This is a genomic window from Azospirillum doebereinerae, assembly GCF_003989665.1.
In the GTDB taxonomy this organism is placed as follows: domain Bacteria; phylum Pseudomonadota; class Alphaproteobacteria; order Azospirillales; family Azospirillaceae; genus Azospirillum; species Azospirillum doebereinerae.
Genome location: NZ_RZIJ01000015.1, coordinates 158,610 through 182,509, shown reverse-complemented (window position 1 = coordinate 182,509; position 23,900 = coordinate 158,610). Strand labels below are relative to the sequence as shown.

Sequence of the window (23,900 nt, the reverse complement as noted above, 5' to 3'; positions counted from 1 at the left end):
TCTCCCGCAAGGCGTTTCCGCCGGTCAGCCCACCGCCGCGACGGGCTTGGCCGGTTGACGGCGCGCCTCGGCGACCGCCTGGATGTGGGTCCGCAGATCCCCGTCCTTCTGCACCAGCCGGCGGAAATCCTTCTCATCCAGCGACAGCAGTTGGCAATACCCCAGCGACCGCACGTCTGCATTGCGCCGCTGGCGGGTCAGCAGCGCCATCTCGCCGAAGAAGTCGCCGGTGCCGAGCTTGACCGGTTCGGCGAGGTTGGGGACCAGCACCTCCACGGCGCCGGACGCGATGAAGTACATGGCGTCGCCGCGCTCGCCCTTGCGCACCACGGTCTCGCCCGGCAGGGCCAGACGGGCGCGCAGCAACGTGGCGATCACCGCTACCCGCTCCGCCGGCAGCCCGGCGAACAGCGGCACCCGGCGCACCAGCTCCGCCACGTCGAAGCGCACGTCGAGCCGGGGCAGCCGCTCCAGCACCTTGCGGCGCTCCTCCAGCTCGCGCTCCAGGTCGGTCAGGACCTCCTGGCTGATAATCGATTCCGCCTGCAGCGTGCGGTAATCGGCCAGCTCCAGCCGGATGGCGGCGCGGCCGACGTAGCGGCTCTGAAGCACCACCGCGTAGTCGGGGTATTGCAGCTTGAGGGCCGACAGCGCCTGCTCGACGATGCCCAGCCGCCCGACCAGCATGCCCTCCAGCTCGAACGCCACATCCTCGCCCAGCATGCGGGCCAGCTTGTCGCGGGTGAAGGCCAGCAGCTCGCGCAGCACGGTGCGGACGGCGACCAGCACCTCGAAGCGCATCGACAGGCGACGCGCCAGCGGGTGGTGGATGCCGAAGCGGCGTTGCAGGAAGCTCGCCACCCGCATCCAGGGCGAGAAGGCGATGAAGGGCTCCTCGAAGGCGCGGTAGCCGTCGCGGCCCTGCGCCTTCACCGCGTCGAGCAGCCGGTTGGTGCGCCCGGCCAGCATCTCCATGACCCCGCGCGACACCACACCTTCGGAGAAGTGGGCGTAGTACAGCTCCTCCTCGCGGCTGACCAGGATCGCGAGGCCGATGGTGACGCGGTCCTCGTCGCTCAACGGCGCCTCCTCCTGCCGCTCGCGGTCCATCGCCTGGAGACGCTCCTCGTAGCGGGCGACCATCACGTCGGTGACGGCGGCGTCGACCTCGTAGGTGCGGGCGACGACGGCGACGCGGTCGCGGATGCTGTCCATCGACAGGGCGAGCGCCCGATTGCGCATGGCGCGCTCCACCGGCGTCAGCTTGTTCAGCCCCAACACGTGGATCAGCGAGCGCAGCGTCGCCCCGTTGACGAACAGCGTGACGAAGACGAAGCCGGTGACCAGCACCGCGACGAAGCCCTGGACCCGCTCCGGCACCCGGACGTTCTCGGTCACCGCGAGCGCCAGCGTCAGCGAGACGGCGCCGCGCAGGCCCCCCCACAGCATCACCGCCTTGTAGGAATGGCTGACGCGCTGGGCCAGACCGACCCAGGAGAGCAGCGGCAGCAGGCCGAACAGCACCAGCGCGCGGGCGGCGAAGGCGGCGACGGTGACGACCAGCACCAGCCCGACCTCCTCCCAGCCGGCCTTGCCCAGCAGGCGCGGCACCAGGATGGCGGTCAGCAGGAAGATCAGCGAGTTCGCCCAGAACCCGAGCTGCTGCCAGACATGCTCCAACGCGCCCCAGGTGGCCGGCGAGATGCGGGTGCGGCCGACCGACGCGATCACCAGCGCGGAGGTCACCACCGCGACCACGCCCGACGCGCCGACGTAATGCTCGGCCAGCACGTAGGAGAGGTAGGCGAGCGCCACCGTCAGCGTGATCTCGGCCATCGGCTGGTCGCGCATCGGCTCCACCAGCGTGCAGACGGCGCGGCCGCAGAGATAGCCGGTGACGACCCCGCCGACGAAGTCGCGCAGAAACTCCAGCGAGGCCTCCAGGGCGCCGCCGTCGGACTTGCGGGTCAGCATGCCCAGCAGCAGCGTGAACAGCGCGATGGCGGCGGCGTCGTTCAGCAGGCTTTCGCCCTCGACCAGCGTGGTCAGGCGCTTGGGCGCGCCGAGGTCGCGGAACACGCCGATGACCGCCGCCGGGTCGGTGGAGGCGGCGATGGCCCCCAGCAGCAGGCAGGACACGAGGCTGAGCGTGGTGAACAGGCTGACCGCGTAGCCGACCGCGAAGGTGCAGACGAACACCGCGACCACAGCCATCAGCAAGATCGGCCCGATGTCGTCGAACAGCCGCCGCACGTCGACCGCCAACGCCGTCTCGAACAGCAGGATGGGCAGGAAGATGTGCAGCAGGATCTCGGACGACACGTCGAGATCGGCCAACGAGTTCAGGAAATCGTGGAACGGCCCGGTGCCGGCCGCGCCGGCGAAGGCCTGGATCACGGCGCCCAGTGCCACGCCGACGGCGGCCAGCAGCACCGTGAAGGGCAACTGGAAACGGGCCGCCAGCGGCGGAAGGAAACTGACCAGGGCGAGAAGCCCGGCGACTCCAAGTACTTGAATGACGATGTCGTGCATGGTCCCGCGTGCCGTCCCTAGGCTTGGGCTGCACGGTATCGTCCAGTTGTGGCGGGAGCAAGGCCGGGGAGCATACCGGCGTGCGGCAAATTTGGGAGAGTCCGGCCGCATGAAAAAGCCGGCGTCCCCCGTTGTCTGACTGGGGGAACGCCGGCTTTTCCGGAAGGCGTATCGGGAACGAGGGCGCGCTCAGATCGAGATGCGCAGCGACTCCCGCTTCACCGGCTGCGCGTCGGAGGGCGCCACCGATGGACCGACCGGAGGGCGCTGCGGCATCGGGGCGGCCGGGCGCAGACCCAGACCCGACGGCGGGGCCGGCTGGGCGGTGGGCGCCGGGGCCAGGGCGGCCGAGGCCTGCCCCATCGCGGCCTGCTGGGCGATGAACTCGCCCTGCGCGGTCAAGCCGCTGGCAACGGCGCGGTTGATGCTGACCAGGGTGTCGATGTTGTTGAAATCCAGATCGATCAGGCGCGCGGTGGTCTCGCGGTCCACCAGCAGCGACAGCGCTGCGATGTTGCTGCGGACTTCCGGCGGGTGCCCGCAATCCTCTTCGGTGATCGCCGCCTGGAAGATCGTCCAGAGCCGCTGGTTCAGCTGCAGCGCGGCCTGCAGCGCCTCGGTGTCCTTGGCGTGTCCGGCGGCAATCAGGCGACGCGCGGCCTCGGCCAAGGCCCAGGCCTCGACATCGCGCGGATTGTCGGAGGTCGGTTTGTTGGCGTAGGTGGGTGTCGGCTTCATTCCAAACCCTTCTGAGGGCGAACCAGTCGAACGCGGACGGACTGCCCCCGTTCCTTCACTGGTTAAGTGTCGGGCATCCCCGGTCCTTTGTCAACGCGACGGCGGGATTTCAGCCGTTTCCCAGGGCTTTGCCGCGATTTGATCACAGTTTTTACGGGTTTCCCCCAGGAGTTCGGCGGCGGCTTCGGCCACCGCATCCTCCGCGATCCCGTCCATCAGCCCGCGCGCATCCGGGTCGACCCTGACCCGTTCCAACAGCGCGTCGCGCGGAGTCGTTCCGGTCACGACGCGGGCGCGAGCCCCCCAGGGACCGTAGGTTTCCGGGAAGCCCGGCCCGAACAACCCCAGGGTCGGCGTGCCCGCCGCCGCCGCGATGTGCATCAGCCCGCTGTCGTTGCCGACATAGAGGGCTGCCCGCGTCAGGCAGGCGGCGGCGGCCATCGGGTCGGTGCGGCCGGTCAGGTCGATGGCGCGGTCGCCCAGCGCGTCGAGCACCGGCAACGCCCGCACCCGCTCCGGCCCGGCGGCCAGCACGGCGACGCGGGCGCCGGGCAACGGGCCGCCGGCGGCGGTCAGGTACAGGGCGAGGCGGGCGAAGCGCTCCGCCGGCCATTCCTTGCCCAGCCAGTTGGCGGTCGGGCCGATGGCGAGGAAGGGCGCCCGATCCGACGGCAGCAGGGCATCCGCTTCGGCGCGGGCGCGGTCGTCGATCCACAGGCGCGGGGCCGGCGGCGGGGACAGGCCCAGCACGGCGGCGATCTCCTCCACCTTGTGCACGGGCCGCGCCGCCTTGGCGTGGAAGACGCGCCGCCCGGCCGGAACCAGCCGGCCGACCGCCGAGTTGCGCAGGTCGACCACCAGATCCCAGCGCGTCCCGACGCAGTCCAGCCACAGCCGCAGCCAATGCCGGGCGAAGGAGCGCTTGGCCATCGGGATCAGCCGCTCCAGCCCCGGCACGGCGCGGAACAGCGGGGCCGGCAGCGGCCCGCAGGCGACGGTCAGACGGGCGTCGGGAAAGCGTTCGGTCAGGTGCCCCAGCAGGCCGGTGGACAGCACCGCGTCGCCCAACCGGTTGGAGGTGATGAAGAGGATGCGGGTCACGGGCTGGAACCGGCCGCGATTCCGTTTCCGGCTCCGCTGCGCGGGCCGATGTCGCGGCCCGGCTTCAGCCGCAGGCCGCGCGACATCACCCACAGGGCCGGCAGGACGGCGACCAGCGGCAGCAGGTACATCAGCGGCACGAAGACCGTCATCTTGCCGGCCAGGCTGGTCAGCCCCAGCGCCGCCGACTGCATGCCCATCACCAGCAGCACCGCGATGGTGACGCGGGTGGACTGGCCGCGCCGGTTGAACTCGCCCGAGAGCAGCGCCGCCAGCGCCATCGCGGCGTAGGCCAGGGCCAGCAGCGGCGAGGAGAAGCGGTGGTGCAGCTCGGCGATCAGGCCCCGGCGCATGCGGTCGTCCTGGGCGACGATGGCGGCCGGGTCCATCAGCTCCGCCGTGGAGCGCTCGCGCGCGTCGGGCCAGCGTTCCGCCGCTGCCGGGGTCAGCACCTTCAGATCGACGGCGTAACGTTCGAAGTAGAGCTGCGACAGCCGGCCGGTCTTGCGGTCCAACTCCTGCCGGTTGCCATCGTAGACGACGAAGCGCGCCCCTTCGGGCCCGGTCAGCATGACGGCGCGGTCGCCCATCACGGTGACCGGCTTGTCCGGCACGCGGTCGTCATGGATCAGCACCTTGTGCAGATTGCCGTCGCCGTCGCGCTCGCGCAGAAAGACGCTGAAGCGGTCGCCGACCTCGTTGAAGACGCCCTCGCGCAGGAACAGCTGCGAATAGTCGCTGCGCACCGCGTATTCCATGCGCACCAGTTCGCGGTGGGCGGACGGCGTGATCCAGACGTTCAGGGCGTAGACGACCGTAACCACCCCGAAGGCGACGACCAGGGCCGGCTGCGCCAGGGCGAACGGCCCGACCCCGGCGGCGCGCATCACCACCAGCTCGCTGTCGGCCGCCATCTTGTTGTAGGTGAACAGGATGGCGGCTACCAGCGCCAGCGGCAGCACGATGCCGAGGAAGGTCGGCACCGTCAGCAGCAGCAGCCACAGGAACATCGTCATCGGCGCCCCCGCGCTGACCACGATCTCGATCAGCCGCAGCGACTGGCTGAGCCAGATGGTCAGGGTCAGGCCGGCCGTCGAATAGAGCGTGGCGATCAGGAGATTGCGGAACAGGTACCGTTGCAGTCGGTTCATGAGCATTGGCCGGGGGGAAGCACGCGCGGCAAGCTGACCGTCCCGAGGCCCCGGGTCAAGTGCTGAAACCGGGGCGGGCGTGCGCCGCCGGAAATCCACCACAGGAAATCTCTGGCGCGCGCCCCGCCGGCCCGGCTAGACAAAGGGCATGGCGACGATCCAGGACACGCTGGCCACGGCGTTGGCCCATCATCAGGCCGGCCGGCTGGGCGAGGCGGCGGCGCTCTACCGCGCGGTGCTCGATGCGGCTCCCGGCCACGCCGACGCATTGCATCTCCTGGGCGTGGCCCATCTCCAGGCCGGGCACCCGGTGGAGGCCGAGGCGCTGATCCGCGCCGCCATCGCCGCCGACCGGCGCACCGCCGACTACCACGACAACCTGGGCAGCGCCTTGAAGGCGCAAGGCCGGCTGGAGGACGCGGCGGCGGCGCACCGGCAGGCGATCCGGCTGCGCCCCGACTTCGCGCAGGCGCTCTACAACCTGGGCAACGCGCTGGACGGACTCGGCCGGCGCGACGAGGCCGTCGCCGCCTACCGGCAGGCGGCGGCCAAGCGGCCCGGCTACGCGCGGGCGTCGTTCAATTTGGGCAATGCGCTGGCCGCGCTCGGCCGGCGCGACGAGGCCATCGCCGCCTATGGCGCCGCCGTCGCCGCCGACCGGGAGTTCGTCGAGGCGCACGCCAACCGGGGCGCCCTGCTGCTGGCGCTGGGGCACTTGGCGGAGGCGGGGCCGGCGCTGGCCCGCGCGTTGGCCCTGCGGCCCGATCACGCGACGGCCCTCGCCAATCGGGCGGCGGTGCTGCTGGCGCTGGGGCATGGCGCCCAAGCCGACGACGTGGCACGGCGCGCGGCGACCGCCCAGCCAGAGCTGGCCGAGGCCTTTCTGCAATTGGGCGAGGTGCGGCAGCGGGCGAACCGGCTGGCCGAGGCGGGCGACACCTACGCCGCCGCCCTGGTTCGGTCGCCCGATCTGGCGGAGGCTCACGCCAATCTGGCGCTGGTCCGGCAGACCCAGGGGGAACTCGACGCGGCGGACATAGGCATCCGGCGGGCGCTGGTCCTGCGACCCGATCTGTCGGAGGCCCGCTCCAACCTTGCCTATCTCCAGTTGTTCCGGCCGGGGGCGACGCTGGCCGGCGCGCTGGAGGCCCACCGCGCCTGGGACGCCGTCCACGGCGCGCCGCTGCGGGCCGGGTGGAAAAAGCACAGACCTGTGAGCGGACCGGCCGACCGGCCGCTGACCGTCGGCATCCTGTCCGGCGACTTCCGCCGCCACCCCGCCGGGCAGTTCGCCGTGCGCACGGTGGAGGCCCTGCCCGCCCAGGGCGTCCGCCTGTTCCTCTACGCCAACCAGACCGAGGACGACGATCTCACCGCCCGCTTCCGCGCGGCGGCGGAGCGCTGGGTTCCCGTCGCCACGCTGTCCGACGCGGAACTGGCCGAGCGCATCCGCGCCGACCGCCCGGACGTGTTGATCGACCTCGCCGGGCACAACGCGCGCGGCCGGCCGGGGGTCTTCGCCCGCAAGCCGGCGCCGATTCAGGCGGCGTGGTCGGGCTACATGGCGACCACCGGGATGGCGGCGGTGGATCTGCTGATCGCCGACCGCCACCACGTTCCCGAGGGGGCGGAGGCGCTCTACAGCGAGCGCGTGCTGCGGATGCCTGACGCCTTCATTGCCTACGACCCGCCCGACGGCGCGCCAGATCCGGTGCCGCCGCCCTGCCTGTCGGGCGCGCCGGTCACCTTCGGGTCCTTCAACATCCTGACCAAGCTGAACGGGCCGGTGCTCGACGCCTGGGCCGACATCCTGACCCGCGTGCCGGGATCGCGCCTGCTGATGAAGACCAAGGCGCTGTCCTGCCCAATCACCGCCGCCTTGTGGCGAAGCAAGCTCACCGGGGCCGGGATTGCCCCGGAGCGGGTGACGATGGTCGGCGCCACCTCCAGTCTGGAGCACATGGCGTGGTGCGCGTCGGTCGACGTGGCACTCGACCCCTTCCCCTTCGCGGGCAGCACCACGACGCTGGAGACCCTGTGGATGGGCGTTCCGGTCGTCACGCTGCCGGGGGAGACCTTCTCCAGCCGCCACTCGCTGGCCTTCCTGACCGTCGCGGGGGTCGAGGGCTGCGTCGCCCACGACGCGCGGGAGTATGTGGAGCTGGCGGCCGGCTGGGCCGGCGACCCCGCCCGGCTGGCGACGCTGCGCGCGGGCCTGCGCGCCCGGATGGCCGGCGGGCCGCTGTGCGACGGGCCCAGGCTGGCTGAGCATCTGGCCCACTCCCTGCGGACCGAGCGGGACCGAGCCGCCCGATCGACCTGAGCGGACGGCATAGGGAAAATACACACAAAATCATTATGACAAAGGCCACGTTGTAATCGTTCCAAATCGCGGTCATGATCGTACGCGTTCAGCGCGGCTTATTGCCGCACTGCGTTTCGGAGGGGCCGATGTTCGATCCGTCCGCGATCCGCCGGGCCATCGACGAGGTGGAACGGGCCGTCGTCGTCGCGCCGAGCGGCACCGCACCGAACGGCGATGCGGCGCTCGGCAAGCTGTACACCGTCTACGCGCAGACGGTGCTGAGCGCCCATGGCATCACCGTCGATCTGGACGAGCTGTGCTGTCAGAGCTGCCGCGCCTGTCCGTCGGGCCATTCCTGCTTCCGCGACCGTGGCCGGTACTGACGCCTGTCGGTCGCCGCCACCTATTTGTCGCCGATGAAGCGGATCCAGGGGAAATCCATCCAGTCGAACCAGCGCAGGACCGGCGCCTCGCCCTGCGCGGCCAGGGCGTCGAGCACGCAGAAGGGCGCGGCCTGATCCAGCATCCACCAGCCATCGCCCCGGCGCAGCGCGTCGGCGATGGCCGCAGCGGTCAGGGCGAGAAAGCGGCGCCCGTCCGGCGTCGGCTGGAACCACGCGAAGCAGACGGTGATCTCCCGAGTCGGCCCGCGCCCGCGCCCGTCGCGCAGCAGCCCGGCGTCGGCGCCGCGCATCCCCTCGGCAAAACCACCGAGATCGGCCAGCAGCGTGCAGTCGGCGTCCACATGCACCAGCGGGCGGCGATGCCGGTCGAGCAGTTGGTGCCAGCGGATGAAGCGGATGCAGGCGTAATAGGTGGCGCGGCGGTGGGCGTCCCAGCGCTCGACGGTCACCCGCTCGCGGCTGAAGCCCAGCGGCAGGCGCGCCCGCCAAACGGCCAGATCCGCCTCGGTTTCGGCGGACGGGTTGACGACGTGGACATGGACCGCCTCCCCGCCCCCCGCCGTCTCGATGGAGTCCAGAAGATCACCGACGAAGCGCCGGAAATACACGTCGTCGCAGGACACCGCGATGAGCGGGCCTTCACCCGGTGGCGGATCGAACACGCTCTCCAGCGGGGGGAAGCCGTCCAGCAGCGCGTCGATGCCCGGCAGGCGGTCGAGGAAATCGCGGTCGGGTCGGATCAGCGACCAGGTTCGCAGCTCGAAATCGGCAGCGGCCTCCCCGGCGGTAAAGCGGCGGGCGACCCGCCGCATCCAGCGCGCCCCCCTGTCGGCGCGGCCCCGCCGGTAGAACCGGTAGGCGATCATCGCCGCCGCGCGCGTGTCTTGGGAATCGCGCGCCAGGGCCTGCGGGGCGGCCCGCGCCGCCGCCTCGACCAGCGCATCATCGGCCAGCCCTGCCTGCAACAGCTTCAGCGCCGCGCCGATCAACGCGTCCCCGGCGGCGGCGTGGTCGCGCCGCACGATCAGCGCCCGCCGCAGCCAACCCAGCCCGCGCGCCAGCTTGCGGTGGTCGAGCGGGCGCCCGGCCACCACCGGCCGGTCCATCCCGGCCTCGCCCAGCAGCCGGACGGCGAGGTTGTGCAGAACATCCGCCCCTGCCGGAGCCAAGGTCAGGGCCTGCCGCCGCAGCCGCGCGGCGGCGGCCGTGCCGCCCACCGCATCGAGCGCGTTGGCCCGGTTGATCCGCAGGTCGGCGTCCTCCGGCCGGCGGGCCAAGGCCTCGGCGAAGGCGTCGGCGGCCTCGCGGGTGCGTCCCAAGGCGCTCAAGACCATGCCCAGATTGTTCCAGGCCTCCGGGTAATCAGCGCGGTGGGCCAGAGCCTGCCGGTACCACCCGACCGCCCCTTCCGGATCGCCGCCGTCCCGCAGCAGGTTGCCGAGGTTGTAGGCGGCCTGGGGCAGTGCCGGTTCCAGCCGCAAGGCCCGGCCGAGGGCCCCCGCAGCCCTGCCCGCCTGCCCGGCGGCACGCAGGGTCAGCGCCAGATCGTTGAGGGTATCCGCGTCGTCGGGCCGTGCCGCCACGGCCAGCCGCAGACGGCGCAGGGCCAAGCCCTGCCGCCCGTCCTGCCCGTCCAGCACGCCCAGAAGATGCAGCGCGTCGGGCTGGTCCGGGACGGCCCGCAGGATGCTATGATACAGCGCCTCCGCCCGGTCGAGGCGGCCGGCCCGATGGTGACCGACCGCGGCGGCCAAGGCATCCCGAAGTGAGACCATGCCGCCTGTCTACACGCAGGCCCCGACGCGAGCAAGAAACCCCATGCCGTCCGAACCCCTGGTGAGCATCGTCACGCCCAGCTGGCAGCGCGAGGATTTCCTGCCCCGCCTGCACGCCCGCATCCAGGCGCAGACCTACACCGAGATCGAGTGGTTAGTCTTCGACGACAGCCCGCGCCCATCGGCCTATCTTCAGCCGCTTGCCGGAGCGAAGCTGAAGTATCTCTACGCACCCAGCCGCTACGCCATCGGCGAAAAGCGCAACATCCTGGCGGAACACGCGACCGGCGCGATCATCGTTCACATGGACGACGACGATTTCTACGCTCCCGCCTATGTCGCGCGCATGGTCGCGTGGTTGGAACGGGGCTTCGATCTGGTCAAGCTGTCAGGCTGGTTCCTGCACAGCGCGGTGCATGGGCGTTTGGGCTATTGGGACACCGCGCGCGGCGGCTCGCACCACCGTTGGGGCCGCAGCGCCTGTGCCTACGTCGAGGCGCCCGACTCACCGCCCTCCGCTGACAACCTCGACGGCTACGGCTTTTCCTACGCCTACCGCCGCGCGGTGTGGGAAGCGGTTCGCTTCCCCCCGGTCAACGCCTGCGAGGACGCGCCCTTCGTCAAGGCCGCGCGCGAACGCTTCCGCGTCGGCGCCTTCCCGGACGACGAGGGGCTGTGCCTGCACACGCTGCACGCCCGCAGCACCAGCCTGTGCCTGCCGCAATACGAGCTGCCGCCGGTTCTGCTGGAGCGCCTGTTCGGACCGGAGGTCGCGGCCTATACCGGCGGTTGAATTCCCGTCGGTTAAATCTCGACGTCGAGGAACATGCCGCGCCGGTAGTTGCGCGGTAGGGTCAGCACGCCGTTGACCACCAAGGCGGCCAGTTCGCGCAAGGTCGGGATCCGCTGGCGCCCGCGCCCCACGGTCTCGGCGCGCGCGCTGGGGCCGACGCCACCGGCGGACGGAACGCGGCCGCCGCCGGGATCGGGGCGGATCGCGTCGTTGGAACGGTCGCCTGTGCGTCGGGTTTCAACCATAGGCGGATGTTTACCATAAATGCGGCGCACCGGCAAGGTGGCCCCCGCGACCTTGCCGCCCTTGACCGAACTTATCCACAGAACGGTGGAAAAGCCCGTGGATAAGCCTGTTGAACCAGAGGTGGCGCCTGTCCGAAAACCGTCACATGGGAAACCCGACCGATTCGCCAAGTGGGACCCCCGAACGGCGGGCTCGCGCCTCCGGTTGGGCTTGGCTCTCATCCCGAAGATGGTCTGGTCCCCGGCCCCGCCCGTGCCGACGATCAGGGAGCGTGTTTTTTTAATCGGGCGGGGATCATGGCGCATCACCTCATCACCGGCGGCTGCGGCTTCATCGGCTCGCATCTGGCCGACCGTCTGCTGGCCGACGGGCACCGGGTGACCATCCTCGACAACCTGTCGAGCGGCCGGCTGGAGAACAAGCCGGCCGCCGCGAAACTGGTCGTCGGCGACGTGGCCGATCCCGACGCGGTGCGCCACGCCATCGAAGGGGTGGACGGCGTGTTCCATCTGGCCGCCGTCGCCTCGGTCCAGCGCTCGCGCGAGTTGTGGGCCGAGACCCACCGCACGAACCTGCTCGGCACCGTCACGGTGTTCGAGGCGGCGCGCGACGCCCGCAACGGCGGGGCGGTGCCGGTGGTCTACGCCTCCTCGGCCGCCGTCTACGGCGACAACCCGGCGACGCCGCTGGGCGAGGAACTGACGCCCCGCCCGCTCTCGGCCTATGGCGTGGACAAGCTCGGCTGCGAGATGCACGCGAAGATCGCCTGGACGATCCAGGGCGTGCCGGCGATGGGCTTCCGCTTCTTCAACGTCTACGGGCCGCGTCAGGATCCGCTGTCGCCCTACTCCGGGGTGATCTCGATCTTCGCCCGCCGCGTCGCACGCGGCGAGGACGTGGAGATCCACGGCGACGGCCAGCAGGTGCGCGATTTCGTCTTCGTCGGCGACGTGGTGCGGATCCTGGCGCTGGCGATGGAGCGGCGCTGGTGCGGCGCCCCGGTCTACAACCTCTGCACCGGGCGGGCGACCTCGCTCGCCATGCTGCTGGAGGTGTTGCAGGAGCTGTGCGGCGCCCGCGTCCAGCGCCGCCACACCCCGACGCGGGCCGGCGACATCCGGGTGTCGATCGGCGACCCGTCGCTGATGCGCGGCACCTTCGACACCGTTTGCCAGATCGGGCTGCTGCAAGGGCTGAGCGCGACCCTGACCGGTCGCATGCCGTAAGCCCAGGCGGCATTGCGCCCGAATCTCCCCAGCCCGAATCTCCATTGAGCGCCGCGTCCGCGACGGTCATAACATCGCCCGATATGCAAGGGGTGGGACGCGCGCATGGCGGGACGGTGGGGTAATTCCGGCGGGGGATCGCGCAAGCGGTCGCTGACGCTGCGCGGGCTGTTCACGGTGCTGGCGATCCTCGCCGCCCTGGCGGTGGCGGAGCGGCTGCACATCCTGCCCGCCGGCACGCTGGAACGCCTGCTGGGACAGGAGGAGAAGAAGGGCCGCAACGCCCGCGTCCACACCCCTCCGCCGGTCGTCGCGCGGGCGTCGGACCGCATCGACTTCGACAAGACGCAACGCCTGCTCGACGGCATCCGGGTCGAGGAGGAGAAGCGCGGGGGCTACGAGCGCGAAGAGTGGCCGCATTGGCTGGCCCTCGACCGCGGCTGCCTGAACGCGCGGGAACAGGTGCTGATCCGTGATTCGCGACGCCCGGCCAAGCTGTCCGACAAGGGCTGCGCGGTGGCGTCCGGGGAATGGATCGATCCCTACACCGGCGACCGCATCACCGACCCGAACCTCGTGGACATCGACCACCGGGTCCCGCTGGAGGAGACCTACGCAAGCGGCGGCCATGCCTGGAGCCGCGACCGCCGGGCGGCCTACGCCAACGATCTGACCGACCCGCTGACCCTGCTGGCGGCGAGCCGCGAGGCCAACCGGGCCAAGGGCTCCAAGGGACCGGAGGACTGGCTCCCGCCCAAGCGGGACGGCATCTGCCTGTACGTCGCCGACTGGATCGCCGTGAAGGCGCGCTGGGAGTTGACCATGGACGAGCGCGAGCGCGTCACGGTGGGCAACATCCTGGCCGATTGCCGCGCCTCGGCGCGGTGAGGCGGAACAGAACGCGCAAACTCTCTTTCACCACACTGTGAGTGCGGCAATACAGGATCGGTACGAAGAGAAATATCGTTTCTATTGTTCATAGCATAAATTTCCAACGCCCCGGATGAAGAATTTTCTGAAAATCCCAGCCCCTTAATATTTGAGAATTGAAAAGCAATAGGGTTTTTCTCTCTCATCTTGGCGCTGGAATCGTCAAAATTGTTAAGTGTTTCTTTATCCGCTTCGTATTTTGATTAGGGGAATCAATGCCTCAAATCAGGACACGTCGATGCTGTCGTTTCGCAAGGTTCAAGACACCCGCCCGAACGAGGAAATGGCGCTGCTGGGCCGTTACGCCGGCGTCGGCCTGTGGGATGCGGTCATCCACAACGGCGATCCGATGCACCCGCAAAGCCGTTGGCGCTGGTCGCAGGAGTTCCGCCGCCTGGTGGGCTTCGACCGCGAGGACACGGCCGGCTTCCCCGACCGGGTCGGCTCCTGGGCCGACCGCCTGCACCCCGACGACGCCCAGCCGACCTTCGACGCCTTCGGCGCCTGCCTGAACGACCGCAGCGGCCGCACCGGCTACAACGTCGATTACCGGCTGAAGATGAAGGACGGCAACTACCGCTGGTTTCGCGCCATCGGCGGGGTGGCGCGCGACGCCAGCGGTCTGGCCCTACGGGCCTGCGGCTCGCTGATCGACATCGATTCGGAACGGAACGAGCTGGAGCGCGCGAAGCTGCTCGACCGGTTCTCCGGCGTCGGTCTGTGGGACGCGGTCATCCACAACGGCGACCCGATGCACGCGCGCAGCCATTGGCGTTGGTCCCCGGAAATCCGCCGCCTGATCGGCTTCGATCCCAACGACATGGTCGGCTTCCCCGATCTGGTCGGGTCCTGGGCCGACCGCCTGCACCCCGACGACGCCCAGCCGACCTTCGACGCCTTCGGCGCCTGCCTGAACGACCGCAGCGGCCGCACCGGCTACGACGTCGTCTACCGTCTGAGGATGCGGGACGGCGGCTTCCGCTGGTTCCGCGCCATTGGCGGGGTGGCGCGCGACGCCAACGGTCTGGCCCTGCGGGTCTGCGGCTCGCTGATCGACATCGACGCGCAGAAGCAGGCGGAGGTGCGGCAGACCGAGGCCGAAGGCGAGCGCCGCCAGATGGTGAGCGCCCTGGCGCAATCGCTCGACAGCGAGGTGGCGACCGCCGCCGACCGCGCCACCGCCAACGCGCAGACCGTCGCCGCCGCGACCGAGGAGCTGTCGGCCTCGATCACCGACATCAGCGCGCGCGCGACCGAGGCGTCGGGCGCCTCGGCGAAGGCGTCGGACGAGACCACGCGGACCAACGCCGCCGTCGAGGCCCTGGTGAACTCCGCCGAGCGCATCGGCGCGATCACCAAGCTGATCAACTCCATCGCCTCGCAGACCAACCTGCTGGCGCTGAACGCCACCATCGAGGCCGCGCGGGCGGGCGAGGCCGGGCGCGGCTTCGCCGTGGTCGCCAACGAGGTCAAGTCGCTGGCCCAGCAGAGCGGCAGCGCCGCCGACGACATCGCCGCCCAGATCGCCGCCGTCCAGCAGGAGGCGCTGCACGCCGTCGACGCGATCCGCCGCATCGGCACCATCGTCGCGGACGTCCAGCAGATTTCGATGACGATCGCGACGGCGGTGTCCCAGCAGGAATCCGCCACCAAGGAGATCGCGGTCAGCGTGACGCGGGTCGTGCGCGACATCGAGGTCGTCTCCCACAGCATCACCTCGACCTCGGAGCGGCTGCGGCGCTGATTCCCTTTTCCAGACGGCGGCGGTTGCGGGTCCTTGGTCGATGCCACCCCGCAACCGCCGCCGCTTGCCTGAAATTGTTCACAAATAAGTGTCGCAGCAACGCTTTAGAGTGGCCGGACGGCAGCCGGCCGAGCCCTCCAGACGACGTTGAGCGACCATGACGACCATCGCACCGGGATTCCTGCACACCGACGGCGGCCAGATCGTCGACAGCGCCGGCCGGAACATCAAGCTGACCGGCGTCAACTGGTTCGGGGCCGAGGGCTACGCCTTCGCGCCGCAAGGGCTGTGGATGGACAGCTACCAGAACCACATGAACAAGATGCAGGCGCTTGGCTTCAACGTCATCCGCCTGCCCTTCTCCGACGCCATGCTCGACGCCGGCCGCATGCCGACCGGCATCGATTATTCGAAGAACCCGGACCTCAAGGGCCTGACCTCGCTCCAGGTCTTCGACAAGATCATCGATTACGCCGGCAAGACCGGCATGAAGATCATCCTCGACCATCACCGTTCCGGCGACGGCGCGTCCTCCAACGAGAACGGGCTCTGGTACACCAGCCAGTATCCGGAATCGAAAATGATCGAGAACTGGAAGATGCTGGCCCAGCGTTACGCCGGCAAGGACGCGGTGATCGGCGCCGACCTGCACAACGAACCGCACGGACAGGCCAGTTGGGGCACCGGCGGCGCGGCCACCGATTGGGCGCGCGCCGCCGAGCGGATCGGCAACGCCATCCAGACGGTCAACAAGGACTGGCTGATGATCGTCGAGGGTGTCGAGATCGTCAACAACCAGTGGTACTGGTGGGGCGGCAACCTGCTCGGCCTGCCGAAATACGAGGTGAATTTCGACACGCCGAACAAGCTGGTCTATTCGGTCCACGACTACGGCCCGTCGCTGCACATGATGGACTGGTTCAAGGCTTCCGACTTCCCGAACAACATGCCGGCGAAGTGGGACCAGATGTGGGGCAATCTGATCAAGAACGATCAGCACCCGGTTTTGGTCGGCGAGTTCGGCAGCCGCATGGAAACCGCCATCGACAAGGCCTGGATGCCCAAGCTGATCCAGTACATGAACGGCGACTTCGACGGCAACGGCACCATCGACCTCGCCAAGGGCGACCAGGGGGCGAGCTGGACCTACTGGGCCTGGAGCCCCGGTTCGGGCGACACCGGCGGCATCATGACCAGCGACTGGCAGGTGGACACCACCAAGTACAACGCCATCAAAGCCGGCCTGTTCACCGGATCGACAGCGGCACCGGCGCCAACGCCGACAACGACGCCGGTGCCGATCCCGACGGAGACGCCGGCCACTCCGGCGCCCGCCGCGCCGTCCTCGCCAAGCGTCGCCGCGCCGGTGGCGAAGCCCTTCGACGCCCTCGCCTATGTCGCCAGCCACGCCGACCTGTCGGCGGGGTTCGGCGCCGACGCGGCGGCGGGCACGCGGCATTACCAACAGTACGGCCACGCCGAGGGGCGCACGGTCAGCTTCGACCCGCTGGCCTACACCGCGTCCTACCACGACCTGATCGCCGGGTTGGGCACCGACCACGACGCCGCCTCGCGCCACTTCATCGAACATGGCCGGGTCGAAGGCCGCGCCACCGTCTTCGACGCCTACAATTACCTTGCAGCCAACCGCGACCTCAGCAGCGCCTTCGGCGCCGACGCGGAGGCCGGGGCAGCGCACTACATCCGCCACGGCGTGCTCGAAGGGCGGGCGGCGAACGGCTTCGACACGCTGCGCTACGTGGCGAGCAACGCCGACCTGATCGACGCCTTCGGAACCGACGCGCGGGCGGCCGAGATCCATTACCTGACCCACGGCATCGCCGAGGGGCGCTCGGCGACCGCCTTCGACCCGCTCGCCTATCTCAACGCCCACGCCGATCTGCACGCCGCCTTCGGCAGCGACCGCGCGGCGGCGACGCTGCACTACGTCCAGCACGGCAAGGCGGAAGGGCGGGTCTCGGCGCCCGGTCTGGAAATCGCGGCGCTGGAACACCACGACGCCGGCGTGGAGGCGTGGGGCTGAACGACAGCGCACCCGGCCCCGCCCCGACCCTGAACGATCCTTTCGCGCAGCCGGAGGACAAACCCCCGGCTCCGCGACGTTCCTACAGAAAGCGAACGGGAGTTACCGTTCGATTTCCTTGTTCCAGCGCTGGTTCCAGTCCGGGCGCTTCTCGTTGATGACGTCCCAGTCCACCGTCACGGCGTTCTTCATGTAGCCCTGGAACTTGCCCATCGCGTCGGCGACCTCGGCCGGGGCCTGCACCTTGGTGTTGGCCGGGATCTGCGCGCCGAACTTCAGCGCGGCGAGCTGCGCCTCCTGGCTCAGCAGATAGGCGGCGAGCTTCTGGGCGGACTCGTTGTCGGGGTTCTTGGCGACGACGCATTCGCCGACCATCAGCACGACCGAGCCTTCCTTGGGCTGGGCGTATTCCACCGGAATGCCCTTTTCCTTCAGGCTGCCGACGCCGGTCGGGGTCAGCGGGAAGATCGCAGCCTCGCCGGTCTGCACCATCTCGGCGATCTTGGCCGAGCTGGGGATGTATTCCAGCACGTTCGGGCCGATGGTCTTGCGCCACGTGGTGAAGCCCGGATCGACGTTGGCCTCGGTGCCGCCCTGGACGCGGTTGTACATCAGGAAGGCGTGCAGGCCGAAGCTGCTGCTGGCCGCCGACTGGACGACGATCTTGCCCTTGTATTTGGGATCGGCCAGATCCATCCACGAGGTCGGGGCGGCCCAGCCCTTCTCGTCGAACATCTTCTTGTTGTAGGCCAGCCCCGTCATGCCCATGTTGACGCCGACCGCCATGTCGCCCTTCATGCGCGAGGATGGGTAGACCTCGTCCAGCACCGACGTGGTGTCCATCTTCTGGCACAGACCCATGCCGATGGCGCGGTACATCAGCCCGTCGTCGAGGAAGACGACGTGCATCTGCGGGTTGTCCTTCTGCGCCTGCAGCTTGGCGAGAATGTCGGAGGACGTGCCGGGAACCACCACCACCTTGATGCCGGTCGCCTTTTCGAAGGCGGGGAAGACGTTCTCGGTGTAGGTCTTCTCCATCGTGCCGCCGTTCATGCCGATGTAGACCGTCTTGGTCTGGGCGGCGGCGGGGCTGGAGAGCGCCAAGCCGGCGGCCAGACCGATGACGGCGGTGGCGGCGGCGGTGGCGACACCGGTGAAAGACAGCGAACGCGGGATGGGCATGCTCGTCCTCCTGGGGGTTTAAGGCGGGATTTTTTAAGGCGTGGTGATGGTGGTGGGCGGGAAACGGTCGATGCGGAAGGCGTCCAGCGGGGCCGAGGAGCGGCCGTCGCGGATCAGTTCGGCCAAGGCCTCCCCCACCGCCGGTCCGATCTGGAACCCGGCGCCGGAAAAGCCGAAGGCGTGGAACAGGTTGGGCGTGGTCCGGCTGGGGCCGATCACCGGATTGCGGTCGGGCGTGTAGCCCTCCACCCCGGTCCAGCAGCGGATGACGTGGGCGTGGCGGATCTGGGGGAACAGCTCCGCCGCGTCGTGCATCAGCGACAGCATGGCGTCGCGTTGCGGGCGGGCGCGGTCGGGGTCCAGCGCGAAGCCGCGCCCGCCGCCCACCACCATGTTGCCGCGCGGCACCTGCCGCCCGTAGACGCCGCCGCCCTCCACCCCGATGTTGACGTCGAGGAAACGCGGCAGCGGCTCCGTCACCGCCATGTTGGGGTGCAGGGAGACCAGCGGCACCGGCTCGCCGAAGGCGTCGGCGACGCGGCGCGACCACGCGCCCGCCGTGTTCAGCAGATGGGTCGCGCGGACCTCAAGCCCCTCGCCGCTCAACAGGACGAAGCGGCCGGCGTCGTCGCGCTCGACCCGGTCGACCGGGGTCTGCTCGCGCACCACGGCGCCCAGCGCCGCCGCCGCGCGGGCGAAGGCCGGCGAGACGAGGCGCGGGTTGGCGTGCCCGTCCTCCGGGCAGAGCGAGCCGCCCAGCGCCCGGTCGCCCAGCGCCGGGAAGCGGCGGCGGAACGCCTCGCCCTCGACGATCTCCAGGTCCAGCCCGAAGCCGGCGCTGCGCTCGCGGTAGTCGATCAGCGCCTGGAGGTCGGGGGCGCTGCGCGCCAGCTTCAGATGGCCGGAGCGGATGTATTCGGCGTCGGTACCGATCAACTCGGGCAGCCGGCCCCAGATTGCGTGGGCGCGCTGGGACAGCGGCAACTGCTCCAGCGGGCGGCCCTGGCGACGGACCCCGCCGAAATTGACGCCGCTGGCCTTGGCGCCGCACCAGTCGCGCTCCAGCAGCGTGACCGACAGGCCCATCCTGCGCAGGAACAGCGCCGCCGAGCCGCCGACGATGCCGCCGCCGACGATGGCGACGTCGCAGTCGAGGATCTCCCTCATGATGCGGCCTCGTCGCTCGGTCGGCCGGCGGCGACCGGCAGCGGTTTGATCGGGGGCTGGGCGCGCAGGCGGCCGACATCGCCGGGGCCGGCGTTGAGCGCGCGCGCCAGCAGTTCGGTGGTCGCGGCGCCGCACATGCGGCCCTGGCAGCGGCCCATGCCGGCGCGGGTCAGCGCCTTGGCACGGTTGATCTCGCGGGCCTGCCCGCTGGTCGCGACCGCGCGCAGGGTGCCGGCGGAGACGCCCTCGCAGCGGCAGACCATGGTGTCGTCGGCGATGGAACTGGCCCAGTCCTCGGGGAACGGGAAGGCGGCGGACAGCGCCCGGCGGAAGGCGGCGACGCGGGCGAGGCGCCGGTCGAGCACGGCGACGCGGTCCGCCTCGACGGGCAGGCCGGCGTCCTCCAGCAGGGCGAGCGCCGCGCGCTCCCCCCCCAGTTCGGCCGCGTCGGCCCCGGCGATGCCGCCGCCGTCCCCGGCGATGTAGACGCCCGGCACCGAGCTGCGCCCCGCCGCGTCGCGCTCGGGCAGCCACGCCCGGTCCATCTCGTTGAAGCGGAAGCGGCAGCCGGCGAGATCGGCGAGCTGGGTTTCCGAGCGCAGGTTCAGGCCGAAGGCCACGGCGTCGCAGACCGTGCGCTCCTCCCGCCCGTTGCGGCTCCAGACCAGCGCCTCGACCCGTTCGGTCCCCTCGGCGCGCAGCGGGCGGACGTTGTTGTGGATCGGCACGCCATGGGCGCGCAGCCAGCCGACGAAGAGCAGGCCCTTGGCCAGCGTCGCCGGGTCGCGCAGCATGCCGGGCGCGGCGCGGAGTTGTCCGTCGAAGGGCGCGGTGTCGAACACGCCGGCCACCGCGACCCCCGCCTTGAGATACTGGTAGGCCACCAGATAGAGCAGCGGCCCCGTGCCGAGGAAGGCCACCCGCCGGCCCACCGCGCAGCCCTGGAACTTCAGCGCGACCTGCGAGCCGCCCAGCGTGAAGACGCCCGGCAGGGTCCAGCCGGGGAAGGGCAGCACGCGGTCGGTCGCCCCGGTCGCCAGGATCAGGTGGGAGAAGGGCAGCGTCTCGGACACGCCGTCGCCCAGCAGGTCGAGCGCGCGGTCCTCGCAGTTCCACGCCAGCGTGCGCGGCTTGTAATCGACCCGGTCGCGGATCGCCGCCATGGCCTGGTGCACGGCGTCGGCCTTCCCGGCCTCAAAGCCGTAGAGCGCCGACTTCGGCCGCGTGAAGCCGCCGTCGGGCGGCTGGCGGTAGATCTGGCCGCCCCAGCGCGCGGCCTCGTCGACCACGGTCGGCCGCAGCCCGGCGGCGACCAGCCGCTCCGCCGCGCGGATGCCGGCCGGACCGGCGCCGACGATGACGGGACGCAAGCCGCTCACGATTCCGCCTCCCCCTGCCCCGGTCCGCCCTGGTCCCATTCGCCCCGGCTGACCAGCCGCATGCCGTCCTCGATGAAGGTGCCGCAGGAGCGCAGGCGTTCGCCCTCCTCGGTCCGCACCCAGCAATCCTGGCAGGCGCCCATCAGGCAGAAGCCGGCGCGCGGGGTGTCGGCGAATTCCGAGCGGCGCAGACGGTCGCCGTTGGTCAGCATGGCGGTCAGGACGGTGTCCCCCTCCAGCGCCTCGACCGGAATCCCGTCGAGCGTGAAGCGGACGACGCGCCGGCCCTGCTCGGCCACACGCTGCAACAAAGCCATGGCGAATGCTCTCCGAACGGGCCGGCGCGCCGTAGCGGGCGCCGGTCCAGGGTTCATTTCTGGCCGACCAGGATGCGGTCCAGGCCGTAGACGCGGTCGAGCAGCAGCACCGCGACCACCGTGATCCCGATGATGATCGCCGAGACCGCCGCCATCATCGGGTCGATGGATTCGGTCGCGTACATGTACATCCGCACCGGCAGCGTCACCGTGGACGGCGAGGTGATGAAGATGGACATGGTCAGCTCGTCGAAGCTGTTGATGAAGGCGATCAGCCAGCCGCCGGTGACGCCGGGCAGGATCATCGGCAGGGTGACGCGGCGGAAGACCGTCGCCTCGCTCGCCCCCAGCGAATAGGCCGCGTGCTCGACGCTGCGGTCGAAGCCGGTGATGGCGGCGATCAGCAGGCGCATGACGTAGGGGGTGACGATGACGATGTGGGCGGCGACCAGCCAGCCGAAGCTTCCTGTCGCGCCCACCAGCGCGAACAGCCGCAGCATGGCGACGCCCAGCACCAGATGGGGGATGATCAGCGGCGACAGGAACAGGCCGTTGAGGAAGCCCCGTCCGGGAAACTCCCAGCGCGTGATGGCGAGCGACGCCGGGACCGCCAGGGCGACGGCCAGCGTCGCCGACAGCAGCGCCAGCCACAGGCTGTTCCAGAAGGACTGGACGAAGTCCGGGTGATGGAACACCGCCTCGAACCAGCGCAGCGAGAGCCCCCGCGTCGGCAGCGACAGCGTGTTTTCCGGGGTGAAGGCGACGAGGCAGACGATCACCAGGGGCGCCAGCATGAACAGGACGACCAGGGTGTGGAAGAACAGCGCGACGGGTCCGTTTCGGGTCATGATGGCCTCACCCCAGCCGGCGGCGGTAATGACCTTCCACCACGCGGTGGTAGGTCAGCATGACGACGAGGTTCGCGGCCAGCAGCAGCACCGCGACCGTCGCCCCCATGGGCCAGTTGAGGTCGCTGAGATACTGGTCGTAGACCACCGTCGCGACCATCTTCAGCCGCCGCCCGCCGAGCAGCCCCGGAATGGCGAAGGCGCTGGCGCTGAGACCGAAGACGATCAGGCTTCCCGACAGGATGCCGGGCAGGATCTGCGGGGCCACGACGCGGACGATGGCGGTGGCGCGCGAGGCGCCGAAGGACAGCGCCGCCTGCTCCACCGCCGGGTCGAGCTTCTGCAGCGAGGTCCAGACCGGGATGATCATGAAGGGCAGCATGACGTGGACCAGGGCCACGATCACGGTCCATTCCGTGTAGAGCATCCGCACCCGGCCGATGCCCAGCGCCACCAGCGCCGCGTTGATCGGCCCCTCCGGCCCCAGCAGCATGCTCCAGCCGAAGGCGCGCACGACGACCGAGACCAACAGCGGCGCCAGCACCACCAGCAGGAACACCGAGCGCCACGGGTTGCGCATGCGGCTGAGGATGTAGGCCTCCGGCACGCCGACGATCACGCAGATCGCCGTGGCGAGCGCGGCGACCCGAAAGGTGCGCAGGAAGATTTCCAGGTAATACTCGTCGGTCAGCACCGCGAGGTAATGGCCGACCGTGAACCCATGGGTGCGGCCGGTCGCGTGCTCGAACTCGTTGAAGGAGAGCAGCGCGGTCAGCAGCAGCGGCGTCAGGATCAGCGACGCGAACAGCAGCGCCGCCGGGGCCGAGAGGATCAGCGGGGTGGAGCGCCGGGCGCCGGGGCCGGTCGCCTCCATCACTCCGCCTCCAGCGCCGGATCGGGCGCCTCGGCCATGACGCCGCGATGGACGCGCACCACCGAGGGCGACCAGTCGATGCCGACCGGCATGTCCACGTCGAGCGGCGCCGAACCGTCGTTCGGCGTCACCGCCATCAGCGTGCCGAGCGGCCCGTCGATGTGGTAGAGCCACTGACTGCCCAGGAAATAGCGCACCGACACCCGGCCCGGCAGCCGCCCCTGCCCCGCCCCGGCCAGCCGCAGCTTTTCCGGACGGATGCAGAGCGTCAGCGTCTCGCCGAGCGCCACGCCGGGCGCCTCGACCTCCACCGGCACCCCGGCCAGCGACACCGAGGCGTAACCCCCGTTGACCGTCTGGACGGTGCCCGGCAGCATGTTGGTCTTGCCGACGAAGCGCGAGATGAACTCGGTCTCCGGGTGCTCGTAGATGCGGTAGGGCTCGTCGATCTGGGTGATCCGCCCGGCCTCCATCACCACGACTCGGTCGCTGATCGAGAAGGCTTCCGCCTGGTCGTGCGTGACCATCACCGTGGTGGTGCCGACCTTGCGCTGGATGTCGCGCAGCTCGAACTGCATCGCCTCGCGCAGCTTGGCGTCGAGGTTGGACAGCGGCTCGTCGAGCAGCAGCACCGGCGGGCGGATGACGATGGCGCGGGCGAGCGCCACGCGCTGGCGCTGACCGCCCGACAATTCGCGGGGGTAGCGCCCGGCGTAGGCCGACAGATGCACCAGCCCCAGCGCCTCCTCGACCCGGTCCTTGCGGTCGGATTTGGGGACGCGCTGCATCTCCAGCCCGAAGCTGACGTTGTCGTACACCGTCATGTGCGGGAACAGCGCGTAGCTCTGGAAAACGATGCCGAGGCCGCGCGAGTTGGCCTTGGCGTGGGTAATGTCGCGGCCGTCCAGACGGATGGAGCCGGCGGTGACGTCGACGAAGCCGGCGATCATCTGGAGGGTCGTCGTCTTGCCGCAGCCCGACGGCCCCAGCAGCGACACGAACTCCCCCTTCTCCACCGACAAGGTGACGTCGCTGACGGCGTTCAAGGTGCCGTAGCGTTTCGTGATGTCTCTCAATTCGAGGAACGACACCGGGGTTACTCCCTCTTGCGACGTTAGGCCTCAACCTGTTGGCCCGATGGTTC

General features: G+C 70.2%; 20 protein-coding genes. 7 read left to right on the top strand and 13 right to left on the bottom strand.

All coding sequences use genetic code 11. The features are described from left to right. Positions 1–24: 24 nt before the first annotated feature. The 4 genes from EJ913_RS18910 to lptF all read right to left on the bottom strand — a co-directional run bounded on the left by EJ913_RS18910 (position 25) and on the right by lptF (position 5,522). Positions 25–2,532 carry a cation:proton antiporter gene (locus EJ913_RS18910; protein ID WP_127000692.1) on the bottom strand — a complete coding sequence of 836 codons (2,508 nt, stop codon included), beginning with the start codon at positions 2,530–2,532 and terminating at the stop codon, positions 25–27. 189 nt (positions 2,533–2,721) lie between these two features. Further along, positions 2,722–3,270, bottom strand: a complete 549-nt coding sequence (locus tag EJ913_RS18905; protein WP_127000690.1) for a flagellar biosynthesis regulator FlaF — start codon at positions 3,268–3,270, stop codon at positions 2,722–2,724. Between the two features lie 90 nt (positions 3,271–3,360). After that, on the bottom strand, positions 3,361–4,371 hold the full coding sequence (locus EJ913_RS18900) for a glycosyltransferase family 9 protein (protein ID WP_127000688.1): 1,011 nt from the start codon (positions 4,369–4,371) through the stop codon (positions 3,361–3,363). Beyond that, complete coding sequence (gene lptF, locus EJ913_RS18895; protein ID WP_127000686.1) at positions 4,368–5,522, bottom strand: LPS export ABC transporter permease LptF; 1,155 nt, start codon at positions 5,520–5,522, stop codon at positions 4,368–4,370. Before lptF ends, EJ913_RS18900 begins: the two co-directional genes overlap by 4 nt. Positions 5,523–5,670: 148 nt before the next feature. Here lptF and EJ913_RS18890 point away from each other — a divergent pair, with 148 nt between their 5' ends. Next, positions 5,671–7,845, top strand: coding sequence for an O-linked N-acetylglucosamine transferase, SPINDLY family protein (locus EJ913_RS18890; protein WP_127000684.1), 2,175 nt, complete (start codon positions 5,671–5,673; stop codon positions 7,843–7,845). 128 nt (positions 7,846–7,973) lie between these two features. Continuing rightward, a complete protein-coding gene (locus EJ913_RS18885; RefSeq protein WP_127000682.1) occupies positions 7,974–8,210 on the top strand; it encodes a hypothetical protein in 237 nt (78 codons plus the stop codon). Positions 8,211–8,230: 20 nt separating this feature from the next. Here the strand turns inward: EJ913_RS18885 and EJ913_RS18880 are convergent, their stop codons facing one another. Beyond that, the gene (locus tag EJ913_RS18880) at positions 8,231–10,006 is read right to left on the bottom strand and encodes a tetratricopeptide repeat protein (protein ID WP_127000680.1); all 1,776 of its coding nucleotides are present in this window, start codon (positions 10,004–10,006) and stop codon (positions 8,231–8,233) included. Between the two features lie 43 nt (positions 10,007–10,049). Here EJ913_RS18880 and EJ913_RS18875 point away from each other — a divergent pair, with 43 nt between their 5' ends. Continuing rightward, positions 10,050–10,799 (top strand): glycosyltransferase family 2 protein, encoded by a 750-nt coding sequence (locus EJ913_RS18875; protein WP_127000678.1) that lies wholly within the window; start codon positions 10,050–10,052, stop codon positions 10,797–10,799. Between the two features lie 11 nt (positions 10,800–10,810). On the opposite strand, the gene EJ913_RS18870 is transcribed toward EJ913_RS18875, so the two are convergent. Then, positions 10,811–11,044, bottom strand: coding sequence for a hypothetical protein (locus tag EJ913_RS18870; protein WP_127000677.1), 234 nt, complete (start codon positions 11,042–11,044; stop codon positions 10,811–10,813). A 297-nt stretch (positions 11,045–11,341) separates the two neighbouring features. Between EJ913_RS18870 and EJ913_RS18865 the strand changes: the two genes are divergently transcribed. The 4 genes from EJ913_RS18865 to EJ913_RS32665 all read left to right on the top strand — a co-directional run bounded on the left by EJ913_RS18865 (position 11,342) and on the right by EJ913_RS32665 (position 16,989). Beyond that, positions 11,342–12,271, top strand: a complete 930-nt coding sequence (locus EJ913_RS18865) for an SDR family NAD(P)-dependent oxidoreductase (protein WP_127000675.1) — start codon at positions 11,342–11,344, stop codon at positions 12,269–12,271. A 105-nt stretch (positions 12,272–12,376) separates the two neighbouring features. Beyond that, positions 12,377–13,159: an HNH endonuclease family protein gene (locus tag EJ913_RS18860; RefSeq protein ID WP_127000673.1), complete on the top strand. Its 783-nt coding sequence runs from the start codon at positions 12,377–12,379 to the stop codon at positions 13,157–13,159. A 280-nt stretch (positions 13,160–13,439) separates the two neighbouring features. Further along, positions 13,440–14,945: a methyl-accepting chemotaxis protein gene (locus EJ913_RS18855; protein ID WP_127000671.1), complete on the top strand. Its 1,506-nt coding sequence runs from the start codon at positions 13,440–13,442 to the stop codon at positions 14,943–14,945. A 157-nt stretch (positions 14,946–15,102) separates the two neighbouring features. Further along, a complete protein-coding gene (locus EJ913_RS32665) occupies positions 15,103–16,989 on the top strand; it encodes a glycoside hydrolase family 5 protein (RefSeq protein WP_244939412.1) in 1,887 nt (628 codons plus the stop codon). A 102-nt stretch (positions 16,990–17,091) separates the two neighbouring features. On the opposite strand, the gene EJ913_RS18845 is transcribed toward EJ913_RS32665, so the two are convergent. Genes EJ913_RS18845 through EJ913_RS18815 form a run of 7 tightly spaced genes read right to left on the bottom strand, consistent with a single transcriptional unit; the run spans position 17,092 to position 23,847 of the window. Continuing rightward, positions 17,092–18,171, bottom strand: coding sequence for an ABC transporter substrate-binding protein (locus EJ913_RS18845; RefSeq protein WP_127000669.1), 1,080 nt, complete (start codon positions 18,169–18,171; stop codon positions 17,092–17,094). Between the two features lie 33 nt (positions 18,172–18,204). Further along, on the bottom strand, positions 18,205–19,338 hold the full coding sequence (locus EJ913_RS18840; RefSeq protein WP_127000667.1) for an NAD(P)/FAD-dependent oxidoreductase: 1,134 nt from the start codon (positions 19,336–19,338) through the stop codon (positions 18,205–18,207). Then, complete coding sequence (locus EJ913_RS18835) at positions 19,335–20,717, bottom strand: FAD/NAD(P)-dependent oxidoreductase (protein WP_425321118.1); 1,383 nt, start codon at positions 20,715–20,717, stop codon at positions 19,335–19,337. Before EJ913_RS18835 ends, EJ913_RS18840 begins: the two co-directional genes overlap by 4 nt. Next, positions 20,714–21,034: a (2Fe-2S)-binding protein gene (locus EJ913_RS18830; protein ID WP_127000665.1), complete on the bottom strand. Its 321-nt coding sequence runs from the start codon at positions 21,032–21,034 to the stop codon at positions 20,714–20,716. The genes EJ913_RS18835 and EJ913_RS18830 overlap by 4 nt, the downstream gene beginning before the upstream one ends. 53 nt (positions 21,035–21,087) lie before the next feature. After that, positions 21,088–21,882: an ABC transporter permease gene (locus tag EJ913_RS18825; RefSeq protein WP_127000663.1), complete on the bottom strand. Its 795-nt coding sequence runs from the start codon at positions 21,880–21,882 to the stop codon at positions 21,088–21,090. A 7-nt stretch (positions 21,883–21,889) separates the two neighbouring features. Next, positions 21,890–22,756, bottom strand: a complete 867-nt coding sequence (locus EJ913_RS18820; RefSeq protein WP_127000661.1) for an ABC transporter permease — start codon at positions 22,754–22,756, stop codon at positions 21,890–21,892. Then, positions 22,756–23,847 carry an ABC transporter ATP-binding protein gene (locus EJ913_RS18815; RefSeq protein ID WP_127000659.1) on the bottom strand — a complete coding sequence of 364 codons (1,092 nt, stop codon included), beginning with the start codon at positions 23,845–23,847 and terminating at the stop codon, positions 22,756–22,758. The genes EJ913_RS18820 and EJ913_RS18815 overlap by 1 nt, the downstream gene beginning before the upstream one ends. Positions 23,848–23,900: the final 53 nt, after the last annotated feature.